This window comes from Pseudomonas sp. (assembly GCF_032058845.1).
Lineage (GTDB): Bacteria > Pseudomonadota > Gammaproteobacteria > Pseudomonadales > Pseudomonadaceae > Aquipseudomonas.
Map to the genome: position 1 here is coordinate 1 of NZ_DAMCCR010000045.1, position 24,939 is coordinate 24,939.

Here is a 24,939-nt window from a genome sequence, read left to right on the forward strand (position 1 = left end):
CACACGGTCGATTACGTTCCACCTGCCGAGCGCCATGGGAAGGCGCGCGACCTGTTCACACTCTGGTTCAGCACCAACATCGCGCCATTGCCCATCGTCACTGGGGCCATGGTGGTGCAGGTGTTTCACCTCAATCTGTTCTGGGGGTTGATCGCCATCGCCCTGGGGCATCTGCTCGGCGGCGTGGTGATTGCGCTGGCCTCGGCCCAAGGGCCGCAACTGGGCATCCCACAGATGGTTCAGAGCCGCGGCCAGTTCGGGCGCTATGGCGCGCTGCTGATCGTGTTTTTCACGGCACTGATCTACGTGGGCTTCTTCATTTCCAACATCGTCCTGGCGGGCAAGTCGATCCACGGCATCGCCCCGAGTGTGCCGATGCCCACGGCCATCGTGATCGGCGCATTGAGCGCAACGGCGATTGGCGTGATCGGCTATCGCTTCATTCATAGCCTGAACCGCATCGGCACCTGGGTGATGGGCTCGGCGCTGCTCGCCGGCTTCATCATGATGTTCACCCAGGAACTGCCGGCTGACTTCTTCAGCCGCGGCGCCTTCAGCCTGTCGGGCTTCATTGCCACCGTGTCGCTCGGCACCATCTGGCAGATCAGCTTCTCGCCCTATACGTCGGACTACTCGCGCTACCTGCCAAAGGAAATCGGCATTGCCAAGCCGTTCTGGGCCACCTACTTCGGCGCCACCCTCGGTACCATCCTGTGCTTCAGTTTTGGCGCCATCGCCGTGCTGTGCGTGCCCGAAGGCACCGACGCGATGGATGCGGTGAAGCAGGCGACCGGCTGGCTGGGCCCGATCCTGATGGTGTTGTTCCTGCTCAACATCATCAGCCACAACGCGCTCAACCTGTACGGTGCGGTGCTGTCGATCGTCACCGCCATCCAGACCTTCTTCGCCAACTGGAGCCCCAGCATCAAGCTGCGTGTGGTGCTGGCATCGATCATCCTGCTGGGCTGCGGCACAGTGGCGCTGAATGCCTCGGCCGACTTCATCGGGCAGTTCATCGGCCTGATTCTTGCGCTGCTGCTGGTGCTGGTGCCGTGGGCTTCGATCAACCTGATCGACTTCTACCTGATCAAGAAAGGCCAGTACGACATCGCCTCGATCTTCAGTGCCGACGGCGGCATCTATGGGCGCTTCAACCATCACGCGATCATCGCTTATGCCTGCGGGATCCTGGTGCAGTTGCCGTTCGCCAACACCTCGTTGTATGTCGGGCCGTACTCGAACATCGTCGAAGGGGCTGACCTGTCCTGGGTCTTCGGCCTGCTGGTCACCGCGCCGCTGTATTACTGCCTGGCCACGCGTGGCAAGGCGGCCCAGGCAGCCAAGGCCGCAAGACCGGTAGCGGTGAATCGCTGAACTGTGTGATCGCTGCATAACGAAGAAGGGCCGCTCACGCGGCCCTTCTTCGTTAGGGTAGAAAAACCTGATCGGTCAAACCTTGAACTGTGCGACGAGCCCATTGAGGTCGACTGCCAGGCGCGACAGGTCTTGCGCCGCCGCACTGGTCTGGTTGGCGCCGGCAGAAGTCTGCATCGCCAGGTCGCGAATGTTCACCAGATTGCGGTCCACCTCGCGGGCGACCTGGGCCTGCTGCTCCGAGGCGCTGGCGATGACCAAGTTGCGCTGATTGATCGAGGCGATGGCCTCGGCGATCACTTCCAGCGCCTGTCCGGCGCCTTGCGCCACTTCCAGTGTCCCGTTGGCGCGGCCCTGGCTGCTGTGCATGGCACTGACCGCACGGCCGGTGCCGGTCTGGATGCCGGCGATCATTTCCTCGATTTCCTCGGTGGACTTCTGTGTGCGGTGCGCCAGGGCGCGCACTTCGTCGGCGACCACTGCAAAGCCGCGTCCGGCGTCTCCGGCACGAGCGGCCTCGATGGCGGCGTTGAGCGCCAGCAGATTGGTCTGGCCGGCGATGGCGCCGATTACATCAAGGACGCGGCTGATGTCGTTGGCGCGCCCAGCCAGTTGCTCGACTTCCTGGGCGGTGCCGGCCACGTCGCCCACCAACTGCTCGATCGAGGCCAGCGCCTGCCTGACCTGTTCGCGGCCATCGCGGGTGTTCTGATCGGCGCCGCGAGAGGCGTCGGCCGTGCTGACGGCATTGCCTGCCACCTCTTCAACCGCCGCGGTCATCTGGTTGACGGCCGTGGCGGCCTGATCGATCTCGGCGCTCTGCTGGTGCAAGCCACGGCTGGTGTCTTCGGTGACCGTGTGCAGTTCTTCGGACGCGGAGGCCAGTTGGTCGGACGAGGCTGAGATCTGGCGCAAGGTGTTGCGCAAGTTCTGCTGCATGCCGTTGAGGGCTTGCAAGAGCAGGGCAGGTTCATCCCGACCTTGCACCTGGATCGTGTGCGTCAGGTCCCCGCTGGCAACGCGCTCGGCAACGCTGACGGCCTCAGCCAGCGGCACGGTAATACTGCGGGTGAGCAGAAGGGCGATGGCGGCCAGTGCCAGCATGATCACCAGCAGTGCCGCGACGATCACCATGAACGCCTGATCGGCGACATCACTTGATAACTGCGACGCATCTTGCACGCCTTTGCTGTTGTACTGAGCCAAGGTGTTCAGCGCCGCCATCATGGCGTCTGCGGCGTCGGCCAGCGGGCCGATGACCAGGGCCTTGGCCTCATCGTCCTGAGCGCGGGCAATCTGCTGCATGACCTGCGATTGCCCCTCGTGGTAACGCTCCCAAGTGGCGCTGAAGGCGGTGAACAAGGATTTTTCCTGCTCATCGAGCATGGTCTGGCCGTAGGCTTCGATCCGTGTCTGCAGCTCGTTGCTGAGCGCTTCGGTGGCTTCCAGCCCCCGGGTGCGTGTTTCGGGGTCATCGTCAAGCATGGTGCGCAGGGTGAGCGCGCGTACTCGACCGACATCGGTGCCTACCTCGCTGAGCGCCGACATGGCTGGTAGCCAGCTCAGGCGAATATCGTCCGTGGCTTCGTCCATCTGCCGCGTTTCATAGAGCGCGAGCAAGCCCATCATCATCACCAGAACACCCAGGAGGATGAACAGGATGGCGGCTCGCCGACCGATCTTCATGTTACGAAACTGCATGGCTTGCTCCTGAACATTGACGGTAGGTCGCCAAAGCGGGGCATGAGCAACTATCCAAGACCCCAGACGCTGGAGACGTTGCACGGTCAGGCCAGGGTGGTCCTCACCTTCCGCGTGCAGTCAGAAAATGATTACACGGTGCCATCATCCTTGAACAGGGTGTGCGTCGTTTCCCTGAGCGCGAAGGTCGGTTTGCGGCACGACACGGCATGACCGGGTGCAGGCAGGCGCAGGCCTGACGTACCCAACAGTCGTTGGCTTAGGTAGGATGAGCGTTTATTTTCGAATGTCGAGGACACCGTGGACTTTCTTGCCGAGTACGCAAGCTTTCTCGCGAAGACCGCTACCCTGGTCATTGCGCTGCTGATCGTGTTGTCAGCCTTTGTGGGTTTGCGTGGCAAAGGCCGCCGTAAAGCGGGCGGCCAGTTGCACGTCACGCGTCTGAACGATTTCTATAAAGAGCTGCGCGAACGGCTCGAATCCGGCCTGCTGGAAAAGACCGAATTGAAGGCGCTGCGCAAGCAACAGGCCAAGGCCGACAAACGCTCGCGCAAGAACACACCTGTCGAAGCGCAGCGTGTGTTCGTGCTGGATTTCGATGGCGACATCAAAGCCTCCGCGACCGAAAGCCTGCGCAATGAAATCACCGCGCTGCTGACCCTCGCCACGCCTCGGGATGAAGTCGTGCTGCGCCTTGAGAGCGGCGGTGGCCTGGTACACAGCTACGGCCTGGCCGCCTCGCAGCTGGCGCGCATTCGTCAGGCCGGTATCCCCCTGACCGTGTGCATCGACAAAGTCGCTGCCAGCGGCGGCTACATGATGGCGTGTATCGGCCAGAAGATCGTCAGCGCACCGTTTGCGGTGGTCGGGTCGATCGGCGTGGTGGCGCAGGTTCCCAACGTCAATCGCCTGCTGAAAAAGCATGATATCGACGTCGAGGTGCTCACTGCCGGCGAGTACAAACGCACCCTCACGGTATTGGGCGAAAACACCGAAAAGGGTCGGGAGAAGTTTCAGGAAGACCTGGACGTGACCCACGAACTGTTCAAGAACTTCGTCAGCCAGTACCGCCCGCAGTTGCACATCGACGAAGTGGCCACAGGTGAGGTCTGGCTGGGGGTGGCCGCGCTCAATCGACAGTTGGTCGATGAGCTGGGCACCAGCGATGAATACCTCAGCACACGCGCACGCCAATCGCAGTTGTTTCACCTGCATTTTGCCGAACGCAAGACCCTGCAGGAGCGTATCGGCATGACCGCCAGCGGCGCGTTGGAAAGTGCCGTGGTGGGGCTGTGGAGCAAGCTTGGGCGATTGCGTTAACACCTTGAGCGGGTTGAGATTTTTTTAGGGGTGGGGGTTGCAAGGGCCGCTCAATGCGGACATAATGGCCTCCATCGAAACGCAGGCGGCTCTAAAAAGTCGTTTGGTTTCAAGGGGATAGCAAGGTTTCAGCGCTAACTCCGAACTTTGAGGCCGAGTAGCAAAGTGGTTATGCTCCGGATTGCAAATCCGTCTACGCCGGTTCGATTCCGACCTCGGCCTCCATATTCGAAAGCCCCGCAGATTCAGGTCTGCGGGGTTTTTCTTTTGTGCACTAAAAAACAACAGTTCCGAAACTTTTGTGCGGGAGTTCCGAAACTCTGTTGTTTCGTGGGGCTGGCGATGGCACCCACGCGACGGTTCAATAGGCGGTTACAGGCTTCGCCGCTTGCTAAAAGGAGAGCGGTGATGCGTATTGGCGAGAGACTTCGGGCGTTCCAGCTAGGGTTCAATCCGAAGCGCAGGCGATGGGCTGGCATGATCCTGATCGCGCTCGGGATAGCCGGGATGTTTCTCAGTCCGCAAAGCCGCTGGGGCTTGGTGCTTGGAACTGGAATCTACTGGTTCCTCACGGCGTTGCCGCCCGTTCTCGGCGCAAGACGCAAGTGCTGAAGGCGTACCCGTCCAAGATTTCGATCATCGCCAAGGACCCGGCCAGGGCGAAGGCGGCGGACGAAAGCGGCACCGTCAATCGACAGCAAGTGTCGCTCTACGCCATGCAGGGTGCTCAATCCCTATCGAGCAACTTGTTCAGGAGTCCCTGCTGATGAGTGTTTTCATAGCACCCTGGCTGATTGGGTGGAGAGGCATCGCACGCAATGGCGCTCGCGCTAGTGGATCTATCACCATATCCGCCTGAGTAGTGGCTACAGCCTGCTATAAGGCAGATCGCGATGCCAAGTGCAAAAAAACCATTTCTCATAGCCAACCTCTGTCGATGCGTATGGATTGGACGATCACGATAAGCGAAAGGCACATTGACCCGCCCCGCGCGGGCTTTTGCATGCATGGTGAGAACCCTGCTCCTCAATGGTGAAATCCGATAGGCCCTCGTCTTGCTCCCCCTGGAGCGTCGCACGCCTCATCACACTGCCTGCTCAAGCTGGCGTCCAACGCTCAATCTTGTCAGTTCGATGCAATGTCGCTACTGTCGATGCATGACTAGTGATTGCCTCACCTCGACCACCCCCCACACCACCGCTGGAAGCGGAGCGTGCGAGGTGTCGTGAGCCAGTAGCAGACGAACTTCAAAGGCCCGCCAGCAATGGACAGGGCCTTTTTTGTGCCCTGGCGTCGTTGGCTCAAACGCGAGGAAATGCCCCATGCACGCGCTATTGATACTTGATCTCCAAGTTGGTCTGGTTCACGGCCCGGAAACCCCGTGGCGCTGCGAAGCATTGTTGGAAACACTGAATACGTTGATGCACAGGGCACGCAGCGCGGGTGCTCCGATTTTTCTCGCGCGCCACATCGGGCCCCCTGGCTCTCCGATCGAACCCGGTAGCCCACTCACCATGATTGCCCAGGAACTGGAGCTACTGGGTGGAGAAGTGGTCTTTGAAAAGCAGCGGCCCAATGCCTTCATCCTGACGGGTCTGGCTGAGCATCTGCGCGCTTGTGGCGCCACCGGCGTGGTAGTCACGGGGATGAAAACGCAATACTGCGTCGACAGTACCTGCCGTGCTGCGCGTGATCTGGGCTTCGATACCGTCCTTGTCTCCGACGGCCACACCTGTGCAGATACCCCTCTTATCACAGCCAAGGACATCATCGCGCATCACAACGCAACGCTCGAGGGAGCGTTCTGTCGGGTGGTGCGGGCCAAGGAGTGGAGCTTCTAACAGAACGTGCGAGCACGGGAATGGCCTGACTGGCCACGGCGCTTGCTACCAGCATGCCTTCCCTGTTCCAAACACACCAAGTGATACACTCACCGATCGCGAGCCAGGGAGTGTGATGGATGGGTAGATGGCAAAAGCTGCGGGCACTCACTGTGCTCATAACGCCGACCAGGTCTCGAACTGCTGCATGCGTGTGGTTCGTGCTCTGGCTGTTGACTCTGCGCTATGCCGAGCCCTCTGCATCCTTGATCATATACATGTTGCCGTTGGGTATTGTGCTGTTTGCGCTGGGCCCGCTGGATCTGCTGCCCGAACGCTGGCCGACGCTGAATTTCTGCATGAATGCCATAGCTACGGGCCTCTTTTTCGTCAGCCTCATGTTCGCAACCGCCGCGCTGTCTTTTGAGCTGCCATGGGAGAAGGGCGCAAGAACCGTCTTCTGTTTCAGCGGTTGGGCAATAGAGCTGTTCGTCTTTCACAAGGCATTGCCCTGGATAAAGAAATCGCCTTTTCATCGGCTGGGCGAGGACCGCATCGCGTATTCCCCGCCTGTGGACAGACAGGGCGCCGATCGGGACTGAGAGCTTTCAGGGTCCTGGCGTTGTTCTGGTTGAAATAACGCTCAATATTTCACATCCCTCGTCGATAGCCTCAGTACACAATTGCGGCCTTCGAGAACCACCATGTTTTTAAAAAATGCTCGTCTTTCCACCAAGCTCTTGACGGCGTTCGGGATCTGCGCCGTGATCACGTTGGGTGTCGGCCTGTTGGGTAGCCGTGGTGTGAGTCAGATGTCGCAGAGCCTGGGTTTGGTGTTTTCCAATAACCTCGTCTCGGTGGCGAAAACCGCCGAGGCACGTTCTGAGGCAATCGCTCAGCAACGCGACATCTATGCGCTGATCACGGCCACCGCTGAAGGGGCTACGCAACAAACCAAGGACGGCATTTTACAGACCATGGCTGCCAGCCAGGCCGCCAGTGAGCGCGCCTTCGCCCTCTACCGACAGACGCCGCTGGAAGATGACGAGCGCGCAGCCGGTGACCAGATGGAGAAGGACTGGCCGGCGTACCAGCAGCAGGTTCAGAAGGTGCTGGCGGCAATCAGCGCCAATGATCTGCCAACGGCTCGTGGCTTGATCTCGGGTGAGATGGCCGAGGTGTACAAGAAGGTCATGGCCGAATTCACCACCATCGTCGATTCGAACAACCGCCAGATCAAGCAAGGCGGTATGGATGCAGCCGACCAGGAGCAGCAGGTGTCCATGACGCTTTACGTGGGCATTCTGTTTGCCTTCATTGCGGCGTTCGCAATGGGGATTCTGGTGAGTCGTCTGGTCGGCCGGCCGATCAGCGCAGCCGTTGCTTCGGCGCAGCTGATTGCTGGCGGTGATCTGAGCCAGTCCATCAGGAGCGATGCTGGTGATGAAACAGGCCAGCTGATCAATGCGCTGGGCGGCATGCAGGACAGCCTCAAGCAGACCCTCCATCAAATCTCCGATGCGGCCAATCAGCTGGCTTCGGCGGCGGAAGAGCTCAACAGCGTCACGGAAGATGGTAGCCGCGGGTTGCTCAAGCAGAACGACGAGATTCGCCAGGCCGCCACCGCGGTCAATCAGATGACGTCATCGGTCGATGAAGTGGCGCGTAACGCTGTCTCGACGTCCGAAGCCTCGCGGACCGCCTCCGACCAGGCCAATCGCGGTGTGACGCAAGCGCGCGATGCGGTAACGGCAGTCAACGACGCCACGGTGGAAATTCAGGGTTCATCCACTACCGTTGAACAGCTGGCAGGGCAGGTCAAGGAAATCGCCAAGGTGCTCGACGTCATCCGTGGCATTGCCGAGCAAACCAACCTGTTGGCGCTCAACGCGGCCATCGAAGCCGCGCGGGCCGGCGAGCAGGGGCGCGGTTTTGCCGTGGTGGCCGATGAGGTGCGTGCGCTGGCAGCCCGCACCCAGGCATCGACCGTGGAAATCGAGCAGATGATTGGCGACGTGCAATCCCGGGCGGATCAAGCGGTCGTGGCAATGGGCAAAAGCCAGTCGCTGGTGGCCAATACCCAGCATCTTGCAACGGCGACGGGTGAGGCGCTCGAGCAGATTGCGACGGGTATCGCCAGCATCAACGATCGCAACCTGGTGATCGCCAGCGCCTGTGAAGAACAGGCGCAGGTTGCGCGTGAAGTCGACAAGAACCTTGTCAACATCCAGGACCTGTCGACACAGACGGCTGCAGGTGCACACCAGACCACCGCCTCGGCACAGGAGCTGTCGCGTCTGGCCGTGTCGTTCAATGACTTGGTAGGGCGTTTCAAGTTGTAAGCAAAGACGGGTGCTCCTGGCGTCGTCAAGAGCGCCAAAGTTGGCCCGTGCTGCACGGTGCCTGGTGTGCCAGAACGGCGCGATCAGCGCAAAAAAACCCGCATACGGCAGTGTGCGGGTTTTTTCTTGCGGTAGTCATGACCGGCTGAAGGCTGAACATGACTCATGCGGTGCGGCGAAGCACGGTGCAGATCCAGCGATGGTTAACCCGGCAGGGCGTACGCAGGAAGATAATGTCGGCAACGCGTTTGAGCCCCTGTTTACGGAGTTTGGCGGCCAGTTGTACGAGTGTGGCGGCTTCAAAAGTCATGGCTGTTACCTCGTCAATGCTACTGGGTTCCTAATTCTTGACTCGGCGGACAGCGATGGAATTCAGGTTTTTTTTCAATGCCCGACCAGCGGCGTAGGCGATTGAAAATTCAGGCAAAAGAAAACCCGCCGGGAGCGGGCGGGTTAAAAAATTAGAACGTACGAAGCAGTTTCAGAATGCCTGTGCAGTTGTCAGTAAAGCGTGAAGAGAATGTCGCGAGCGTGTGACAAACCTGCCGAGCAGGCAAAAAAAACCGCTCCGGATGGGGAGCGGTTCAACGATGCTTGAAGGGTAGCCACTGCAGGCTAGTGCCACAGGGTTATCTCAGGATTAACAAGTGATGGATTGATTTGGCGCGCCGTCCATTTTATACAGACAGCATTTTCCTGGAGACGCCTGATGCGTGACGATGACGATATTCATGAGCCGGAACACGATCACCTGTTGGATCGCGAGTTCTTTGAAGATGACGGCGAATGTGAGCCTGAAGCGCATCCTTTCGATGTGATCGATGACGACGAGATCGATGAAGAAGAATTCGATCATCCGGCCTGGCATGATGATCCTGATGACTGAGTCAGCGCTTGGGCGATGCCCCAGAGGGCTGACAGCGCTTGATTGGAGAGGGCGTGCCGCCTACGCAAATCGCAGGCAAAAAAAGAACGCCGATCAGGCGTTCTTTTGCAATCAGATGGTGCGAGTGGCGGGACTCGAACCCGCAAGGCTCACGCCGACAGATTTTAAGTCTGCTGTGTATACCAATTCCACCACACTCGCACAGTTGAAAGGGTCCGCAGACCAGCAGCTTCACTGAGCGAAGTGCCTTGCAATCAAGCGCGCTTTATAACTCAGCGTTATAGCGGAGTCAACCCATGGGGCTCATGGCCGTATAGACGCGGCTGCCTGCCGCAGCTCGTCTGCGGAGGCGCGCAAGCCGTCCAGTTGACCGTTCATGGCCTGAACCTCACCGCCATGATCGGCGTGTTGCAAGTAACGGGCATGGCCAGCGAGTGCTTGGCATAGCGCATCGAGTTCAACGGCAGTGCGCATCAGATCATCTTTGATCCCGCGCATACGCAGGTTCGCTACCATCACCCATCCTCGTGTCTTGACCACGGTCGGTCGCTGCGGTGCACATGATAGTGGATAGCCCGGACACTGCCTCGTGAAAACTGAAAAGTGTACGGGCCAGGCGCGATCAGTGCGGTTCGTCGGCCTGGTCGGGCGCGGGCTTGCCCGCCTGAATGCGGTTGTAGATCTCCTCTCGGTGCACCTGGATATCCTTGGGTGCATCGATGCCGATCCTCACTTGCATCCCCTTCACGCCCAGAATGGTGACTTTGATGTCGTCGTTGATGACGATCACTTCGCCAACCTTGCGGGTGAGTATCAGCATGTAGTTCTCCTTGGGTGATGTCTCTGGCCGATGAGCGCAAGGCCCAGCGGTGGGGGTGTGGCCCTCGTCCTTCCTAATAAAGACGCTTTCAGCAAGGGGTAATTCCACTGGAAGACAAATTCGCTAGCGCTCAGGCCACACGCGATGATGGGCGACAGCGTGTGCCTGTCGCCAATGTCGCTTGAGGGCAAGGATAAGGCGGTTGACCGCGTAAGTGAAATCGCCAGGCATCATGGATGGCATAGAGCGCTTCAATCGGCAATCGGTGTGCTCTCCAACTGCTGCAGAAAATGCAGCAACGCCACTTCCTCGCTTTCCATACCCTTGCGCTTGCGCACCTTGGGCAGCGCCTCAAGATGGCCAAGCACGAAGTGCTCCAGCACAGCCGGGTGGATGTAGCACTTGCGGCAGACCGCCGGCGTGTTGCCCAGGCGTGAAGCCACCTGACGCACGATGTCTGCCATGTGCCGTTTGGCATGGGTTTCCGGTTGCCAGGCCAGGGGCCGCAACAAGCTCAGGGCCAGGCTGCTGCCGGCCCAGGTGCGGTAATCCTTGGCGGTGAAATCGGCGCCGGTCAGTGCCTGCAGGTACTGGTTCACGTCGCTTGAGCCGATTCGATGGCGTTCACCGTCCTCATCGATGTACTGGAACAGTTCCTGCCCGGGCAGGTCCTGGCAGCGTTTGACCAGCCCGGCGAGGCGGCGGTCGCGTACCGTGATGCTGTGTTCAACGCCGCGCTTGCCGCGAAACTCGAAGCGGATCGTGCTGCCTTTGACCTGCACATGACGATTACGCAGCGTGGTCAGGCCGTAGGATTGGTTGTCCTTGAGGTAGCGTTCATTGCCGATGCGAATCAGCGTCTGGTCGATCAGACTGACCACCAGTGCCAGCAACTTGGTACGGTCCAGCCCAGGTCTGCTCAAGTCTCGCTCGACCTTGCGTCGCAGCGCCGGCAGGGCTTGCGCGAAGGCCAGCATGCGTCCGTATTTGTGCGCATCACGCAGTTCGCGCCATTCAGGGTGGTAGCGGTACTGCTTGCGTCCGCGCGCATCCAGGCCGGTGGCCTGCAAGTGGCCCTGCGGGTCGATGCAGATCCATACCTGGGTGTAGGCCGGAGGGATGGCCAATGAGTCGATGCGCTTGAGCGTCAGTTCGTCCTTGATGCGCTTGCCGTCGGCATCGTGATAGATGAAACGGTCGCGCCAACGCTTGCGGGTCAGGCCCGCGTGGGAGTCTTCGACGTAGTGCAGTGACGCGGGCAGTGGGCAGTCGAGCATGGCGGCGTCCAATCGTGAGTTATCCGGTGGACAACGCCGCTTGCCTGGATGCTCAGCCGAGAATCGCCACTGACTTGATTTGCGCCCACAACTGTTGTCCGGGATGGATGCCTAGCTGATCCGACGAGTAGCGGGTGATGCGCGCCAGCAAGGTATTACCGCCAACCTCCAGGCTGACGAGTACGTGCGCCGGATTGTCGGCAGCCTGCAGTTCGCGCACCTGCACGGGCAGGCGATTGAGGATGCTCGAGGTCTGGTCCGCCGCCAGCGCCAGGCTGACGTCGCGGGCCTGGATCTTCACCCGCAGGGTGGTGCCGGGCGCCCGTGCTTCATGGGCGATGCGCAACGAACTGCCGTTCAGGCCGGGCAAGCGCAGGTCCAGCAACTGGTACTCAGCATCGAAGCTCGTCACCTGGCCCGTCAGCACGACGCCGGCATCGTCGGCCTGGCTCAGCGGCAGGTCGAGCCGTGCCAGCAACTCGGGCAGGGGGCCACTGGCCTGAGCACGGCCTTGCTCCAGCAACACCAGGTGATCGGCCAGGCGCACCACTTCATCCTGACTGTGGCTGACATAAACCACCGGGATGTCCAGCTCGCCATGCAGACGCTCCAGGTAGGGCAGGATTTCCCGTTTGCGCGGCCCGTCCAGGGCGGCCAGGGGTTCATCCATCAGCAGCAGCCTGGGGCTGCTCAGCAAAGCCCGGGCGATGCCGACCCGCTGCGCCTCGCCGCCGGACAGTGTCGCGGGCCTGCGCGCCAGCAAGTGGCCGATGCCCAGCAGCTCGCAGGCCTGATCGAGCCCTACCTTGCGCTGGGCCGCCGGCACGCGGCGCCAGCCGAACTCAAGGTTGCCGCGCACCGACAGGTGAGCGAAGAGGCTGGGCTCCTGGAATACGTAACCGATCGGGCGCAGGTGCGGCGCGACGAACACCTGGCGCGCGGAGTCTTGCCACACCTCGCCGTTGACCTCGATAAAGCCGTCGCTGGCGCGTTCCAGGCCGGCCAGACAGCGCAGGCATGAGGTCTTGCCGGAACCGGAATGGCCGTACAGTGCGCTGATGCCGCGGCCAGGCAGCTGTAGGTCGACGTCAAGGGTAAAGTCTTCACGCTGCAAGCGCAGGCGTGCATGAATGGGGGAGGGCATGTCAGCTCCAGCCGGCTTTGTCACGGCGCCCGGCATACAGCATCAGCAGCACCAGGAATGAGAACACCAGCATCGCGCCGGCCAGCCAGTGCGCTTGGGTGTACTCCATGGCTTCGACGTGATCGAAGATCTGTACCGACACCACACGGGTCTTGTCAGGAATGTTGCCGCCAATCATCAACACCACGCCGAACTCGCCGACGGTGTGCGCAAAACCGAGAATGCTGGCGGTCAGAAAACCGGGCCGCGCCAGTGGCAGCACCACATGAATGAAGGTGTCCCAAGGGCTGGCGCGCAACGTGGCAGCCACCTCCAGCGGGCGCTGGCCGATGGCGGTGAACGCGTTTTGCAACGGCTGCACCACGAACGGCAGCGAGTACACCACCGAGCCGATGACCAGCCCGGTAAAGCTGAACACCACCGTACCCAGGCCCAACGCGACAGTGGCCTGGCCCAGCCAGCCGTGCGGGCCGAGGGCCAGCAGCAGGTAGAAGCCGATGACCGTGGGCGGCAACACCAGCGGCAACGCCACCAGTGCGCCAACAGGGCCACGCAGTGGCGAGCGAGTACGTGCCAGCCACCACGCGATCGGCGTGCCGATCACCAGCAGGATCAGGGTGGTGATGCTGGCCAACTTCAGCGTCAGCCAGATCGCCCCGAGGTCACTGGGGTCGAACATCAGATTTCATAGCCGTACGACTTGATCAGCGCGGCAGCTTTCGGGGTTTTCAAGTAGTCGACCAGGGCCTTGGCAGCAGGATTGTCCTTGCCCTTGGTGAGGATCACCGCATCCTGACGGATCGGTTCGTGCAGGGTGGCCGGAACGATCCACGCGGAACCTTCCGTGACCTTGCCGTCCTTGTAGATCTGCGACAGCGCGACGAAGCCCAGCTCAGCATTGCCGGTGGACACGAACTGATAGGCCTGGGTGATGTTCTGTCCTTCGACCAGCTTCGCTTTGGTGGCTTCGGTCAACTTCAGCTTTTCCAGCACCTGGGTGGCGGCCAGGCCGTAGGGCGCGGCTTTAGGGTTAGCGATGGACAGGTGCTTGAAGTCGTTTTTACGCAGCACTTCGCCCTTGGCGTCGACATAGCCCGGTTTGGCAGACCACAGCGCCAAGGTGCCGATGGCGTAGGTGAAACGTGAGCCTGGAACGATGGCCTTTTCCTGTTCGAGCTTGGCCGGGGTGGTGTCGTCGGCGGCGAGGAACACTTCAAACGGTGCGCCGTTCTGAATCTGCGCATAGAACTGGCCAGTGGAGCCGAACGAGGCCTGGAGGGTGTGGCCCGTGTCTTTCTCGAAGTCCTTGGCCAGCGCTTGAATAGGCGCGGTGAAGTTGGCCGCCACGGCCACCTGGACATCGTCGGCCCAAGCGTTGCTCAGGGTGAACAGGGCGGTGAGGGCAAACAGGGTAGGGCGAATGCGCATCGAGCGGTCTCCAGCGGCAGGTTTATCGTTATGGCGGCAACTATATAGCGATTGGCCTGCTTGCGGGAAGGGTACTCGGCAGCACTGGAATCGAGGATGCGCGTTCTAGCGCCGCAAGTGCGCCAGAGCGGCCGTGGCGATCTCCAGGGTCAGGTCGTGTGCGGGCAGTTCGCGGCCCAGGCGCAGCCCCTGGCCGGCCCACTGGTTGCTGAAATCGCTGCTGCCGGTGGCTTCACTCAGCGCCCGCAGTGGCATCAGCGCGCCGCCAGCGAGCGGGAATGCCGGCGCCAGCGCAGTCATGGGCCCTAGCTCGCGCATCAGGCGGGTATTGATGCCGCGTGCCGGGCGCCCGGTGAACAGGTTGGTCAGGGCGGTGTCGGCTGCAGTCGCGGTATTCAGCGCCTGGCGATGGTTGGCCGACACCTTGGCCTCTGGGCAGAACAGGTACGCCGTACCCATCTGCACCGCACTGGCGCCGAGCGCCAGCGCTGCCACCAGGCCGCGGTGGTCACCCACGCCGCCCGCTGCGATCACCGGCACGCTCACGGCATCGACCACCTGCGGGAGTAAAGCGAAGGTGCCGACCTGCGTGGTGATGTCGTCGCTGAGAAACATGCCGCGATGGCCACCTGCCTCATACCCCATGGCGATGATCGCATCGCAGCCATGCTGTTCCAGCCAGAGCGCTTCGGCCACCGTGGTGGCGCTGGAAATCACCTTCGCCCCGGTGGCCTTGACCCGCGCCAGCAAGGGCGCTGCCGGCAGGCCGAAATGGAAGCTGACCACCTCCGGACGCAGTGCCTCGACCCATTGGCAGCTCTGCTCATCGAAGGGCTGGCGATTCGATACCGGGGTGGGCGCCTGCAGGTCCGCACCCAGCTCGATGTAATAGCGGGCCAGTGCCTGCTTCCAGGCCTCGGCGCGCGCGGCGTCGGGCTCAGGGGGCTGGTGACAGAAGAAATTGAGGTTCAGCGGCCCCGTGCAGGCTTGGCGAAAGGCCGTCACCTCGGCACGGGTCTGGTCGGCATCCAGCATCGCGCAGGGCAGGGCCCCCAATCCGCCCGCGCGGCCCACCGCGATCGCCAGCGCCGAGCCACTGGCACCGGCCATCGGCGCTTGCAGAATCGGCAACTCGATGCCGAACAGGTCAAGGATTCGCGTATCGGGCCAGCGCGACATGGAGCCTCCTGGGTTGGGCGTTATGGGGCAGACTCTACAGCGATTTGCTGACCTGGATGTCGCTGATCTTGGCCACATCATCACCGTGGATCTTGCGCAGCGCATCCAGGGCCTGCTCGGGGGAGTCGTCACTCATCACAGCGAAGTCCCAGCGACGCTGGCCATCGAGCTTGTACTTGATCACGTATTTGAGGTTCTGGGTCATGGCGGCTTATCTCAGCTGGGACGAGGAGCGTCGGATGATCTTGATCTTGTGCGTGAATGCGGGCTTGCGCGTTACCGAAATCGCCCGGGTGGTCACGGTGTCGAGGGTGATGTTCCAGTAGCCAGAGCTCGGCACATTGATCTTGGCCGGGAACTTGTCGAAGGCGCCGCCGTGGTAGGTGTGCCGTCCGCCATTCTTGAAGCTGCGGAAGTTGGCGTCATTCATCAGACGGATGTTGCAGGGCTGGGAAGACTCGATGACGACGATGTCGTCTTCATTCAAGTGTTCGCGTTGATGGATGAATTTCATGGGGTGCTCCGCAAGTCACAGTCTGCAAAACGCCAACTTTATCACGATGTCAGCAGAGGCTGCCGGCTTGCCCGGCGGCGCGTGCAGACCAAGGGAGCAAAACGCATGCGCGACGGTCAATAGCTGTTTGGAACCTTTAGGGACTCGCAGATGAAATGGGTTGTAGCTGCACTTACGCTGACGCTCACGGGATGCGCCAGTGTGTCGGAACTCGAACAATCGCACGAAACCATGGACGTGATCTCTGGCAAGTCGCCGCGTGAGTACGCTGACTGCGTGAAGCAGGAGCTGGCCAGCAGCCGTGATCCTTTGACCGAAGAGCAGCGCGGTGATGGCCTGCGCCTGATCGTGCCGCAAAAGCTTGGCGCCGGCGCCGGGCCTGCGGCGCTGGTCGAGATCGATAAACGCAGCAATGGCAGCGCGATCAAGCTGCGTGAACGGTTGAGCAATTTTCCGCTGCGTCCCGGCGACGTACGCAAGGCGACAACGGCGTGTATTTCCGGCTCTTGAGCCTGCGGCGTGACCGTAATCAGCGGTTTGCAATGCCGCCAGACACACGTTTGGCCCATGCAAATGGGCCTTCGCCAGCCTGTAGCCCGGAACTATCTTCGCAAACGCTGGCCGAAGTGCTTTGACAACGGCGTGGGCCCTGTCGCGGCGGGGCATTGTAAGGTTCCAGCCGCCTGATTAGACTGCGCCAAGTGCCAAATGGCCATACCCTCTTTAAGGACGTTTATGATCAAGAAATGCTTGTTCCCGGCAGCCGGTTACGGCACCCGCTTCCTGCCCGCTACCAAAGCCATGCCCAAGGAAATGCTGCCGGTGGTCAACAAGCCGTTGATCCAGTACGGCGTTGAAGAGGCGTTGGACGCAGGCCTGAGCGAAATTTCCATCGTCACCGGTCGCGGCAAGCGCGCCCTGGAAGACCATTTCGACATCAGCTACGAGCTGGAAAACCAGATCAAGGGCACCGACAAGGAAAAATACCTGGTCGGTATCCGCCGCCTGCTCGATGAGTGTTCTTTCTCCTACACCCGTCAGACCGAAATGAAAGGCCTGGGCCACGCCATTCTGACCGGTCGCCCGCTGATCGGCGACGAACCGTTCGCCGTGGTGCTGGCAGACGACCTGTGCGTCAACCCTGAAGGCGACGGTGTCCTGACCCAGATGGTCAAGTTGTACAACCAGTTCCGCTGCTCGATCGTGGCGATCCAGGAAGTCGACCCGCAGGAAACGCACAAGTACGGCGTGATCGAAGGTTCGATGATCCGCGACGACATCTTCCGTGTCACCAACATGGTCGAGAAGCCCAAGCCGGAAGACGCTCCGTCCAACCTGGCGATCATCGGTCGCTACATCCTGACCCCGGACATCTTCGACATCATCGAGAACACCGAGCCAGGCAAGGGTGGCGAAGTGCAGATCACTGACGCGCTGATGAAACAAGCGCAAAGCGGCTGTGTGATTGCCTTCAAGTTCAAGGGCAAGCGTTTCGACTGCGGCGGCGCCGAAGGCTACATCGATGCCACCAACTTCTGCTTCGAGAATTACTACAAGTCCGGCAAAGCCTACTGATCGTCGGTCACGCCACGCAGTGTTCGCTGCGTGATGCTGCCAACGGGTGCAGGCACCCGTTGGTTCTGCTGCACACGGCCGATTCGATCGGCAGCCACCACCCCGGGTCAATGCCAGTCAGTTAAGCAAAATCGGATTTCTGTAGATGCGGCGTCTGCAAGATCCTTAACTGGCAGGCAATGACCTTGGGGTGGTTTTTTTTTGGGAGTTGCAACAATGGCCTACGATTTTGATCTGTTCGTCATCGGTGCCGGGTCCGGCGGCGTGCGCGCTGCGCGGTTCGCGGCCGGTTTTGGCGCCAAGGTCGCGGTGGCGGAAAGCCGCTACCTGGGTGGCACGTGCGTTAACGTGGGCTGCGTGCCGAAGAAATTGCTGGTCTATGGCGCGCATGTCGCCGACGAGCTCGAGCAAGCCTCGGCGTATGGCTGGAGCCTTGAAGAAGGGCACTTTGACTGGGCGACGCTGATCAGCAACAAGAACCGGGAGATCGAGCGTCTCAACGGTATCTACCATAACCTGCTGGTCAACAGCGGGGTCAATCTGCTGCAAGGTCACGCACGCATGACCGGCCCTAATGAAGTGGAGGTCGACGGCCAGCGCTACAGCGCCGAACGCATCCTCATCGCCGTGGGCGGCTGGCCGCAGGTGCCGGACATTCCGGGCAAGGAGCTGGCCATCACCTCGAACGAGGCGTTCTTCCTCAAACAGCTGCCAAAGCGCACGCTGGTGGTCGGTGGCGGCTACATCGCCGTGGAGTTCGCCGGCATCTTCCAGGGCCTCGGCAGCGCCACCACGTTGCTGTACCGCGGTGAACTGTTCTTGCGCGGCTTTGACGGCTCGGTGCGCAGCCACTTGCAAGAAGAGCTGGAAAAGCGTGGCCTGGACCTGCAGTTCAACAGCGACATCAAGCGGATCGACAAGCTCGAAGACGGCAGCCTGAAAGCCACCCTCAAAGATGGCCGCGAGCTCATCGCCGATTGCGTGTTCTACGCCACCGGCCGGCGTCCGATGCTCGACAATCTGGGCCTGGAACACACCGGCGTGGAGCTCGACGAGCGCGGCTATGTGCGCGTCAACGAGCACTATGAAACCACCGAGCCTTCGATCCTGGCCATTGGCGACGTGATCGGCCGCGTTCAGCTCACGCCCGTGGCCCTGGCCGAAGGCATGGCCGTAGCGCGCCGGTTGTTCAAGCCAGAGCAGTTCCGCCCGGTCGACTACAAGAACATCCCTACCGCCGTGTTCAGCCAGCCGCCCATCGGCACTGTTGGCCTGACCGAGGAAGAGGCCATCGACGCCGGCCACAGGGTACAGATCTTCGAAAGCCGCTTCCGGCCCATGAAGCTCACCCTGACCCAAAGCCAGGAAAAAACCCTGATGAAGCTGGTGGTCGATGCCGATACCGACCGCGTACTGGGTTGCCACATGGTCGGGCCGGACGCGGGCGAGATCGTCCAAGGTCTGGGCATTGCGCTCAAGGCAGGTGCCACCAAGCAGATGTTCGACGAGACCATCGGTGTGCACCCGACCTCGGCGGAAGAGTTCGTGACGATGCGCACGGCAACGCGCTGATCGGTATGAGCGTCGTTTGCCCGCCCTGCAGGATTCGACCGCAGGGCGGGTGCCTTCCGCAGCTTCTCTTCTATGGGCGCAGCGCTTTATAGCCAAAACCAATGACCAACATGAGCTTTGCCAATGAGCCTTTATCGGCCTCGTTGGTTAGGATTTCCTCCGTCAACTGATTTCAAACCCCTACGAGGAAACGTCTGATGCCAATCATCAACAGCCAGGTCAAACCGTTCAACGCCACTGCTTACCACAACGGCGAATTCGTCCCAGTGAGCGAAGCCAACCTGAAAGGCAAGTGGTCCGTCGTGTTCTTCTACCCGGCTGACTTCACCTTCGTCTGCCCAACCGAACTGGGTGACCTCGCTGACAACTACGCCGAATTCCAGAAGCTGGGCGTGGAGATCTACGGCGTGTCGACCGACACCCACTTCACCCACAAAGCCTGGCACGACACCTCCGACACCATCGGCAAGATCAACTACCCGCTGATCGGCGACCCGACCCACATCATCTCGCGCAACTTCGATGTGCTGATCGAAGAAGCCGGTCTGGCTGACCGTGGCACCTTCGTGATCAACCCCGAAGGCCAGATCAAGATCGTCGAACTCAACGACGGCGGCGTAGGCCGCGACGCCAGCGAGCTGCTGCGCAAGGTCAAGGCTGCCCAGTACGTTGCCGCTCACCCAGGCGAAGTCTGCCCGGCCAAGTGGAAAGAAGGCGAAGCCACCCTGGCGCCATCGCTGGACCTGGTCGGCAAGATCTAAGCCGATGTGCACAACGCGGGCGGTCGTCAGCCGCCACAGCTGAACCACGTACCGCCCCGTAAAACGCCCGGGCGACTTCGCCTGGGCGTTTTTGTATCCGAGATTTGTAAAAAGGAATCGCCCGTATGTTGGACGCCACGCTTAAATCGCAACTGAAAACCTACCTGGAGCGGGTCACCCAGCCGATCGAGATCGTTGCCTCCCTCGACGACGGCGCGAAGTCCCGCGAAATGCACGACCTGCTGGTGGAAATTGCCGGCCTGTCGAACCTCATTACCCTGAGCGCGGATGGCGAGGACGTGCGTCGTCCCTCGTTCTCGCTCAACCGCCCGAATGGCGAGATCAGCCTGCGCTTTGCCGGCATCCCCATGGGCCACGAATTCACCTCCCTGGTACTGGCCCTGCTGCAAGTCGGCGGCCATCCCTCCAAGGCCAGCAGCGAACTGATCGAACAGATTCAGGAGCTGCAAGGCGAATTCAACTTCGAGACCTACTTCTCGCTGTCGTGCCAGAACTGCCCGGACGTGGTCCAGGCGCTGAACCTCATGGCCGTGCTCAATCCCAACGTGCGCCATGTGGCGATCGACGGGGCGCTGTTCCAGGCCGAGGTCGACGCGCGGCAGATCATGGCCGTACCGAGCCTGTACCTCAACGGTGAGCCGTTCGGCCAAGGCCGCATGGGTCTGGAAGAAATCGTCAACAAGCTCGACAGCCAGGCGGGCAGCCGCCAGGCCGAGAAGCTCGATGCCAAGGCCGCGTTCGACATGCTGGTGGTCGGCGGTGGCCCTGCCGGTGCTGCGGCGGCCATCTATGCAGCGCGTAAAGGCATCCGCACCGGCGTCGCGGCCGAGCGCTTCGGCGGGCAGGTGCTCGACACCATGGCCATCGAAAACTTCATCTCCGTGCAGGAGACCGAAGGGCCGAAGCTGGCGACTGCGCTGGAAGAGCACGTCAAGCAGTACGACGTCGACATCATGAACCTGCAACGCGGTGAAGCCTTGCTGCCCGCCACCGACGGCGGCCTGCACCAGGTCCGCCTGGCCAGCGGCGCCACGCTAAGCGCCAAGACCGTGATTCTGGCCACCGGTGCGCGCTGGCGGGAAATGAACGTGCCGGGCGAGCAGCGCTATCGCAACCGCGGCGTGGCGTACTGCCCACACTGCGACGGCCCGCTGTTCAAGGGCAAGCGCGTGGCGGTGATCGGCGGCGGCAACTCCGGCGTGGAAGCCGCTATCGACCTGGCCGGGATCGTGGCCCATGTCACATTGATCGAATTCGACAGCCAGTTGCGCGCCGACGCCGTGCTGCAACGCAAGCTGCACAGCCTGCCGAACGTCAAGGTCATCACCAGCGCCCTGACCCGCGAAGTGCTGGGCGATGGGCAGAAGGTCAGCGGCCTGCGCTATCAGGACCGCACCACCGATGCCGAGCACGAACTGGCGCTCGAAGGCATCTTCGTGCAGATCGGCCTGCTGCCCAACACCGATTGGCTCAAGGGCACGGTCGAGCTGTCGCCGCGCGGCGAAATCATCGTCGACGCCAAGGGCCAGACCAACATCCCCGGCGTATTCGCCGCGGGTGACGTCACCACGGTGCCGTACAAGCAGATCGTCATTGCGGTAGGCGAGGGCGCCAAGGCTTCGCTGGCGGCGTTCGATCACCTGATCCGCACCTCGGCACCGGCCTGATACACCCCGGCTTTACCACTGCGCCGCCCCGGCTTCAACGGGGCGGCGCAGTGGTGTCTGGGGTTTGGCCGGTATGCCGCAGCGGGGCTGCGCTATAGTCGGCGTTTGCCCACGCCTGATGGAGAACCGCCGGTGACCGAATACAGCGCTTTCAAGGTCGAGCTGACCGATCACATCGCCCACGTGCAGATCAATCGGCCAGACAAGGCCAACGCCATGAATGCGGCGTTCTGGAGCGAGATCGTCGACATTTTCCAGTGGATCGACGACACCGATGCGGTACGCGCCGTGATCATCAGCGGTGCGGGCAAGCATTTCTCGGCCGGCATCGACCTGGCGCTGCTGGCCTCGGTGGCAAGCGAGCTCGGCAACGACGTGGGCCGCAATGCCCGCCAGCTGCGTCGCACCATCGTGCGCATGCAAGCGTCGTTCAACGCCGTGGATCAGTGCCGCAAGCCTGTGCTCGCGGCGATCCACGGCTATTGCATTGGCGGCGCCATCGACCTGGTATCGGCGTGTGACATGCGCTATTGCAGCAGCGATGCGCAGTTCGCCATCAAGGAAGTCGACATGGGCATGGCAGCGGACGTGGGCACCTTGCAGCGCCTGCCACGCATCATCAGTGACGGCCTGCTGCGTGAGCTGGCCTACACCGGGCGCTGGGTCGACGCCGCTGAGGCGCAGCGCATTGGCCTGGTCAACCAGGTGTACGCCGAACCGCACGCCTTGCTCGACGCTGTGCTGGCCATTGCCCACCAGATCGCTGGCAAATCCCCGCTCGCCGTCACGGGCACGAAGGCCATGCTCAGCTACATGCGCGATCACCGCATCGACGATGGGCTCGACTACGTCGCCACGTGGAACGCTGCCATGCTGCAGTCCGAAGACCTGCGCATCGCCATGGCGGCGCACCTCAGTAAAAAGACGCCGACTTTCGCGGACTAGACGTTGTCCGAGTTGAAAGCAGGGTTTGCCGGTCTGCCTTGAACACGCGTTAGCGAGGCGTTTTGGCCTGCCGCCAGCGCTTCGCGCTAACGCCGCCTGCCGCCGATGTGAACCCACGCCGCTCGTGCCCGCGTCAATGGACGCACGCTTTAAGGAAATTGCCATGTCAGTCAGCTGGACCACTGCAGTCATCGACCCCCAGACCCCAGGCGGCCTGGCCGTCGTGCACAGCCCTGAAGGTTTTCTGGCCGACGCCCATGGCGTGCTCTTCCCGCGCCAGTGGCTGATCCGCCAGGCCTTAGACGTGTTGGCAGAACACGGCATCGGCTACCTTGACGGTCAGCCGGTGTTTCTTTACGAGATGGGTGCAGCTGTGGAGCTGCCAGGCCACGAGTGGCGTGGCCTGCGCCAGTTCATGCTGGAAGGTGATGCACAGATCTACCGCGTTCTGGGTTACGCCGCGCAGATCGGCACCTGGGCGCGCGAGCACCGTTTCTGCGGCAGCTGCGGTCAGCCGACGACGCAGATTCGCTGGGAGCGCGCCATGCATTGCCCCGCCTGCAACCTGCGCAACTATCCGCGCATCTCACCGAGCATGATCGTGTTGATCACGCGCGGTGATGAGGTTCTGCTGGCTCGCTCGCCGCGGTTCGTCACGGGGGTGTACAGCACACTGGCAGGCTTCGCCGAGCCGGGGGAGTCTGCCGAGCAGTGCCTGGAGCGGGAGGTGTTCGAGGAAGTGGCGCTGCAGGTGCGCAACATCCAGTACGTTGGCAGCCAGTGCTGGCCGTTTCCGCACTCGATGATGCTGGGGTTTCATGCCGAATATGCGGGCGGGGAGATCGTCATGCAGGCCGACGAGATCGAGGACGCGCAGTGGTTCAGCGTCCACGACCTGCCGCCGCTGCCCGCCAGCCGGTCGATCGCCCGGCACCTGATCGACCTGTATGTCGCCCGGCGCCTAGGCCTGGCCGAACCAGTGCTGCCAGGCTAGACGTACCGTCAGCGCCAGCACGACGGCGATGAACACCGGGCGGATGAACTTGTTGCCGCCCTTGATCGCCGTGCGTGCGCCGAAGTACGCGCCCACCATCACCGACAGGCCCATGACCAGGCCAACCAGGTAATCGACCTGGCCAGAGAGCATGAACACGGTCAGCGCCGCAATGTTGCTGACAAAGTTCATGCTCCGCGCCACACCGCTGGCACGGACCAGGTCGATGGGGTAGAGCAGCAGCGTGCTGACCGTCCAGAACGCACCGGTCCCGGGGCCGGCGACGCCGTCGTAGAAGCCCAGCGTGAAGCCCTGCGGGGCCTGCCAGGTTTTCTTGATCGGTGCGTCGGCATCCAGCGGCGCCTTGGGCGTGCCGCCGAACAGCAGGTACAGACCGCAGGCGAACACCACCACCGGGAGCATCTTGTTCAGCCACTCGGCCGGTAGATAATGTGCGACCACTGCGCCTGCCAGGGCGCCGACCAGCGTGCCGATCAATCCCCGGCGCCATTGCGCCGGGTGGAACAGCTTGCGTCGGTAATAGGTGAGGCTGGCCGTGGCCGAACCGAAGGTGGAACTGAGCTTGTTGGTGCCCAGTACCAGGTGTGGCGGCATGCCCGCTGTGAGCAGTGCCGGCGTGGTCAGCAAGCCGCCGCCACCGGCAATGGCGTCGATGAAACCGGCGACGAAGGCGACCACGGCAAGAATCAGCAGCGTGAGGGGTTCTACGGACAGTTCGAAAGGCATCGGCTCATTCTTACAAGGCAGGGCGCGACAAGACGTCGCGCAAGCGAAAGACTGCATGGTAAAGCCTGCAGTGCAGGGCTTCCAGTGCCATGGGCGCTGGTCTCGGCCGGTGCGGGCCGGACGCAAGCCGCACCCCCTCCTCAGTGCCACGTGCCGCAGTGTTGGACGATCTGCTCCACGCCTCGTAGGCTGGACCTTTCACAAAAGCCGGGAGGCCGTCCATGAAGCTGCCGTCAGATGTCGTCCAGTGGGCGGTCAGTGGCCTGCATTGCACAGCGCGACCGAGGCAGTGCCGATGAGCACGCCTCCACTCGATCTCTCGACCCTGCACCTGTCGCCCGCTGACGCTGAACATTTGCCGCTCGCCCGCGATCTGACCCGCCGCGCCATGTTGCCCTACTACCAGCAGTTCGGCCTGCTGTGGGTGGACGAGGCGTTCGATCAGGCCTGGGCCTGGCGCGAGCAGTGGCGGGTCATGGCCGCAGCGCAGACCCTGGGCTATTGCAGCCTCAGCCAGGACCGCCAGGCCTTGTTCATCCGTGAGTTGCACCTGTTGCCGGCCTACCGCCAGCAGGGCGTAGGCGCGTGGGTGCTCGACGCGCTCAAGGGCTGGGCGCACCAGCGGCGTCTGCCGCTGCTGAGGCTGATGGTCTTCAGCAGCAACCCGGCCAGGCACCTGTACCTGAGGGCCGGCTTCGAAGAGGTAGGGCAGGATGGCTGCTTCCTGCGCATGCAATGCAGCGTTCCCATGCTGGAGGTGTAGGGCGGTCTGGCAGACGTTGCACGGAGCTGGCCCGTCGCCAGCTACTGCTTGCCTGCCTCCGAGCCAATCGGCATAGTGCCTTGGTTGCA

Annotated in this window: 27 protein-coding genes, 2 tRNA genes and 1 pseudogene; 17 read left to right on the plus strand and 13 right to left on the minus strand. The window is 61.8% G+C overall.

Going from position 1 to position 24,939, the window contains the following annotated elements:
• Positions 1-1,374: cytosine permease (locus tag RT028_RS10650; RefSeq protein WP_312934753.1), on the plus strand; the 1,374-nt coding region annotated here is incomplete at its 5' end.
• Positions 1,375-1,449: 75 nt separating this feature from the next.
• On the opposite strand, the gene RT028_RS10655 is transcribed toward RT028_RS10650, so the two are convergent.
• Positions 1,450-3,075 carry a methyl-accepting chemotaxis protein gene (locus RT028_RS10655; protein ID WP_312934754.1) on the minus strand — a complete coding sequence of 542 codons (1,626 nt, stop codon included), beginning with the start codon at positions 3,073-3,075 and terminating at the stop codon, positions 1,450-1,452.
• 300 nt (positions 3,076-3,375) lie between these two features.
• Here RT028_RS10655 and sohB point away from each other — a divergent pair, with 300 nt between their 5' ends.
• The 7 genes and pseudogenes from sohB (at position 3,376) to RT028_RS20315 (ending at position 8,557) form a co-directional block, all read left to right on the plus strand.
• Positions 3,376-4,395, plus strand: coding sequence for a protease SohB (gene sohB, locus RT028_RS10660; protein ID WP_312934756.1), 1,020 nt, complete (start codon positions 3,376-3,378; stop codon positions 4,393-4,395).
• Between the two features lie 151 nt (positions 4,396-4,546).
• Positions 4,547-4,620: transfer RNA gene (locus RT028_RS10665), tRNA-Cys, on the plus strand.
• Positions 4,621-4,803: 183 nt separating this feature from the next.
• Positions 4,804-5,007, plus strand: a complete 204-nt coding sequence (locus tag RT028_RS10670) for a hypothetical protein (RefSeq protein WP_312934758.1) — start codon at positions 4,804-4,806, stop codon at positions 5,005-5,007.
• 710 nt (positions 5,008-5,717) lie between these two features.
• Positions 5,718-6,236 (plus strand): cysteine hydrolase family protein, encoded by a 519-nt coding sequence (locus RT028_RS10675; protein ID WP_312934759.1) that lies wholly within the window; start codon positions 5,718-5,720, stop codon positions 6,234-6,236.
• 191 nt (positions 6,237-6,427) lie between these two features.
• Positions 6,428-6,817, plus strand: a complete 390-nt coding sequence (locus RT028_RS10680) for a hypothetical protein (protein ID WP_312934760.1) — start codon at positions 6,428-6,430, stop codon at positions 6,815-6,817.
• A 102-nt stretch (positions 6,818-6,919) separates the two neighbouring features.
• Positions 6,920-7,702: pseudogene (locus RT028_RS20310) on the plus strand (MCP four helix bundle domain-containing protein); the annotation flags it as partial.
• A complete protein-coding gene (locus tag RT028_RS20315; protein WP_409567232.1) occupies positions 7,694-8,557 on the plus strand; it encodes a methyl-accepting chemotaxis protein in 864 nt (287 codons plus the stop codon). The pseudogene RT028_RS20310 and the gene RT028_RS20315, both read left to right, overlap by 9 nt.
• A gap of 163 nt (positions 8,558-8,720) precedes the next feature.
• Here the strand turns inward: RT028_RS20315 and RT028_RS10690 are convergent, their stop codons facing one another.
• On the minus strand, positions 8,721-8,867 hold the full coding sequence (locus RT028_RS10690) for a hypothetical protein (protein WP_312934764.1): 147 nt from the start codon (positions 8,865-8,867) through the stop codon (positions 8,721-8,723).
• A gap of 399 nt (positions 8,868-9,266) precedes the next feature.
• On the opposite strand from RT028_RS10690, the gene RT028_RS10695 reads away from it, so the two are divergent.
• Positions 9,267-9,443: a hypothetical protein gene (locus RT028_RS10695; protein WP_312934766.1), complete on the plus strand. Its 177-nt coding sequence runs from the start codon at positions 9,267-9,269 to the stop codon at positions 9,441-9,443.
• 116 nt (positions 9,444-9,559) lie between these two features.
• Here the strand turns inward: RT028_RS10695 and RT028_RS10700 are convergent.
• The 10 genes from RT028_RS10700 to RT028_RS10745 all read right to left on the minus strand — a co-directional run bounded on the left by RT028_RS10700 (position 9,560) and on the right by RT028_RS10745 (position 15,805).
• Positions 9,560-9,644: transfer RNA gene (locus RT028_RS10700), tRNA-Leu, on the minus strand.
• Between the two features lie 102 nt (positions 9,645-9,746).
• On the minus strand, positions 9,747-9,959 hold the full coding sequence (locus RT028_RS10705; RefSeq protein ID WP_312934767.1) for a hypothetical protein: 213 nt from the start codon (positions 9,957-9,959) through the stop codon (positions 9,747-9,749).
• Between the two features lie 106 nt (positions 9,960-10,065).
• The gene (gene csrA, locus RT028_RS10710; protein WP_312934768.1) at positions 10,066-10,263 is read right to left on the minus strand and encodes a carbon storage regulator CsrA; all 198 of its coding nucleotides are present in this window, start codon (positions 10,261-10,263) and stop codon (positions 10,066-10,068) included.
• A gap of 251 nt (positions 10,264-10,514) precedes the next feature.
• Positions 10,515-11,540 carry a DNA topoisomerase IB gene (locus tag RT028_RS10715; RefSeq protein WP_312934769.1) on the minus strand — a complete coding sequence of 342 codons (1,026 nt, stop codon included), beginning with the start codon at positions 11,538-11,540 and terminating at the stop codon, positions 10,515-10,517.
• Positions 11,541-11,592: 52 nt separating this feature from the next.
• A complete protein-coding gene (gene modC / locus RT028_RS10720) occupies positions 11,593-12,684 on the minus strand; it encodes a molybdenum ABC transporter ATP-binding protein (RefSeq protein WP_312934771.1) in 1,092 nt (363 codons plus the stop codon).
• Between the two features lies 1 nt (position 12,685).
• The gene (gene modB / locus RT028_RS10725) at positions 12,686-13,363 is read right to left on the minus strand and encodes a molybdate ABC transporter permease subunit (RefSeq protein WP_312934772.1); all 678 of its coding nucleotides are present in this window, start codon (positions 13,361-13,363) and stop codon (positions 12,686-12,688) included.
• Complete coding sequence (gene modA, locus RT028_RS10730) at positions 13,363-14,112, minus strand: molybdate ABC transporter substrate-binding protein (protein WP_312934773.1); 750 nt, start codon at positions 14,110-14,112, stop codon at positions 13,363-13,365. The genes modB and modA overlap by 1 nt, the downstream gene beginning before the upstream one ends.
• A gap of 105 nt (positions 14,113-14,217) precedes the next feature.
• Positions 14,218-15,291 carry a nitronate monooxygenase gene (locus RT028_RS10735; protein ID WP_312934774.1) on the minus strand — a complete coding sequence of 358 codons (1,074 nt, stop codon included), beginning with the start codon at positions 15,289-15,291 and terminating at the stop codon, positions 14,218-14,220.
• A 34-nt stretch (positions 15,292-15,325) separates the two neighbouring features.
• Positions 15,326-15,496: a hypothetical protein gene (locus tag RT028_RS10740; protein ID WP_312934775.1), complete on the minus strand. Its 171-nt coding sequence runs from the start codon at positions 15,494-15,496 to the stop codon at positions 15,326-15,328.
• 6 nt (positions 15,497-15,502) lie between these two features.
• Positions 15,503-15,805 (minus strand): DUF1883 domain-containing protein, encoded by a 303-nt coding sequence (locus RT028_RS10745; protein ID WP_312934776.1) that lies wholly within the window; start codon positions 15,803-15,805, stop codon positions 15,503-15,505.
• A 150-nt stretch (positions 15,806-15,955) separates the two neighbouring features.
• Here RT028_RS10745 and RT028_RS10750 point away from each other — a divergent pair, with 150 nt between their 5' ends.
• From RT028_RS10750 to nudC, 7 genes are all read left to right on the plus strand, one after another.
• Entirely contained in the window at positions 15,956-16,315 is a 360-nt protein-coding gene (locus RT028_RS10750) for a hypothetical protein (RefSeq protein WP_312934777.1), read from the plus strand.
• 225 nt (positions 16,316-16,540) lie between these two features.
• Positions 16,541-17,380: a UTP--glucose-1-phosphate uridylyltransferase GalU gene (gene galU, locus RT028_RS10755; RefSeq protein ID WP_312934779.1), complete on the plus strand. Its 840-nt coding sequence runs from the start codon at positions 16,541-16,543 to the stop codon at positions 17,378-17,380.
• 216 nt (positions 17,381-17,596) lie between these two features.
• Complete coding sequence (gene gorA / locus RT028_RS10760; RefSeq protein ID WP_312934780.1) at positions 17,597-18,952, plus strand: glutathione-disulfide reductase; 1,356 nt, start codon at positions 17,597-17,599, stop codon at positions 18,950-18,952.
• A gap of 197 nt (positions 18,953-19,149) precedes the next feature.
• Positions 19,150-19,713 carry an alkyl hydroperoxide reductase subunit C gene (gene ahpC, locus RT028_RS10765; RefSeq protein ID WP_312934781.1) on the plus strand — a complete coding sequence of 188 codons (564 nt, stop codon included), beginning with the start codon at positions 19,150-19,152 and terminating at the stop codon, positions 19,711-19,713.
• Positions 19,714-19,838: 125 nt separating this feature from the next.
• On the plus strand, positions 19,839-21,401 hold the full coding sequence (gene ahpF / locus RT028_RS10770) for an alkyl hydroperoxide reductase subunit F (protein WP_312934782.1): 1,563 nt from the start codon (positions 19,839-19,841) through the stop codon (positions 21,399-21,401).
• Positions 21,402-21,533: 132 nt separating this feature from the next.
• Positions 21,534-22,346 carry a crotonase/enoyl-CoA hydratase family protein gene (locus tag RT028_RS10775; RefSeq protein ID WP_312934783.1) on the plus strand — a complete coding sequence of 271 codons (813 nt, stop codon included), beginning with the start codon at positions 21,534-21,536 and terminating at the stop codon, positions 22,344-22,346.
• Between the two features lie 163 nt (positions 22,347-22,509).
• A complete protein-coding gene (nudC, locus tag RT028_RS10780; protein ID WP_312934784.1) occupies positions 22,510-23,340 on the plus strand; it encodes an NAD(+) diphosphatase in 831 nt (276 codons plus the stop codon).
• Here nudC and RT028_RS10785 read toward each other — a convergent pair.
• On the minus strand, positions 23,308-24,087 hold the full coding sequence (locus RT028_RS10785) for a TSUP family transporter (protein ID WP_312934785.1): 780 nt from the start codon (positions 24,085-24,087) through the stop codon (positions 23,308-23,310). The two genes, nudC and RT028_RS10785, sit on opposite strands and share 33 nt — an antisense overlap.
• A 295-nt stretch (positions 24,088-24,382) precedes the next feature.
• Between RT028_RS10785 and RT028_RS10790 the strand changes: the two genes are divergently transcribed.
• Positions 24,383-24,850 (plus strand): GNAT family N-acetyltransferase, encoded by a 468-nt coding sequence (locus RT028_RS10790; RefSeq protein ID WP_312934786.1) that lies wholly within the window; start codon positions 24,383-24,385, stop codon positions 24,848-24,850.
• Positions 24,851-24,939: the final 89 nt, after the last annotated feature.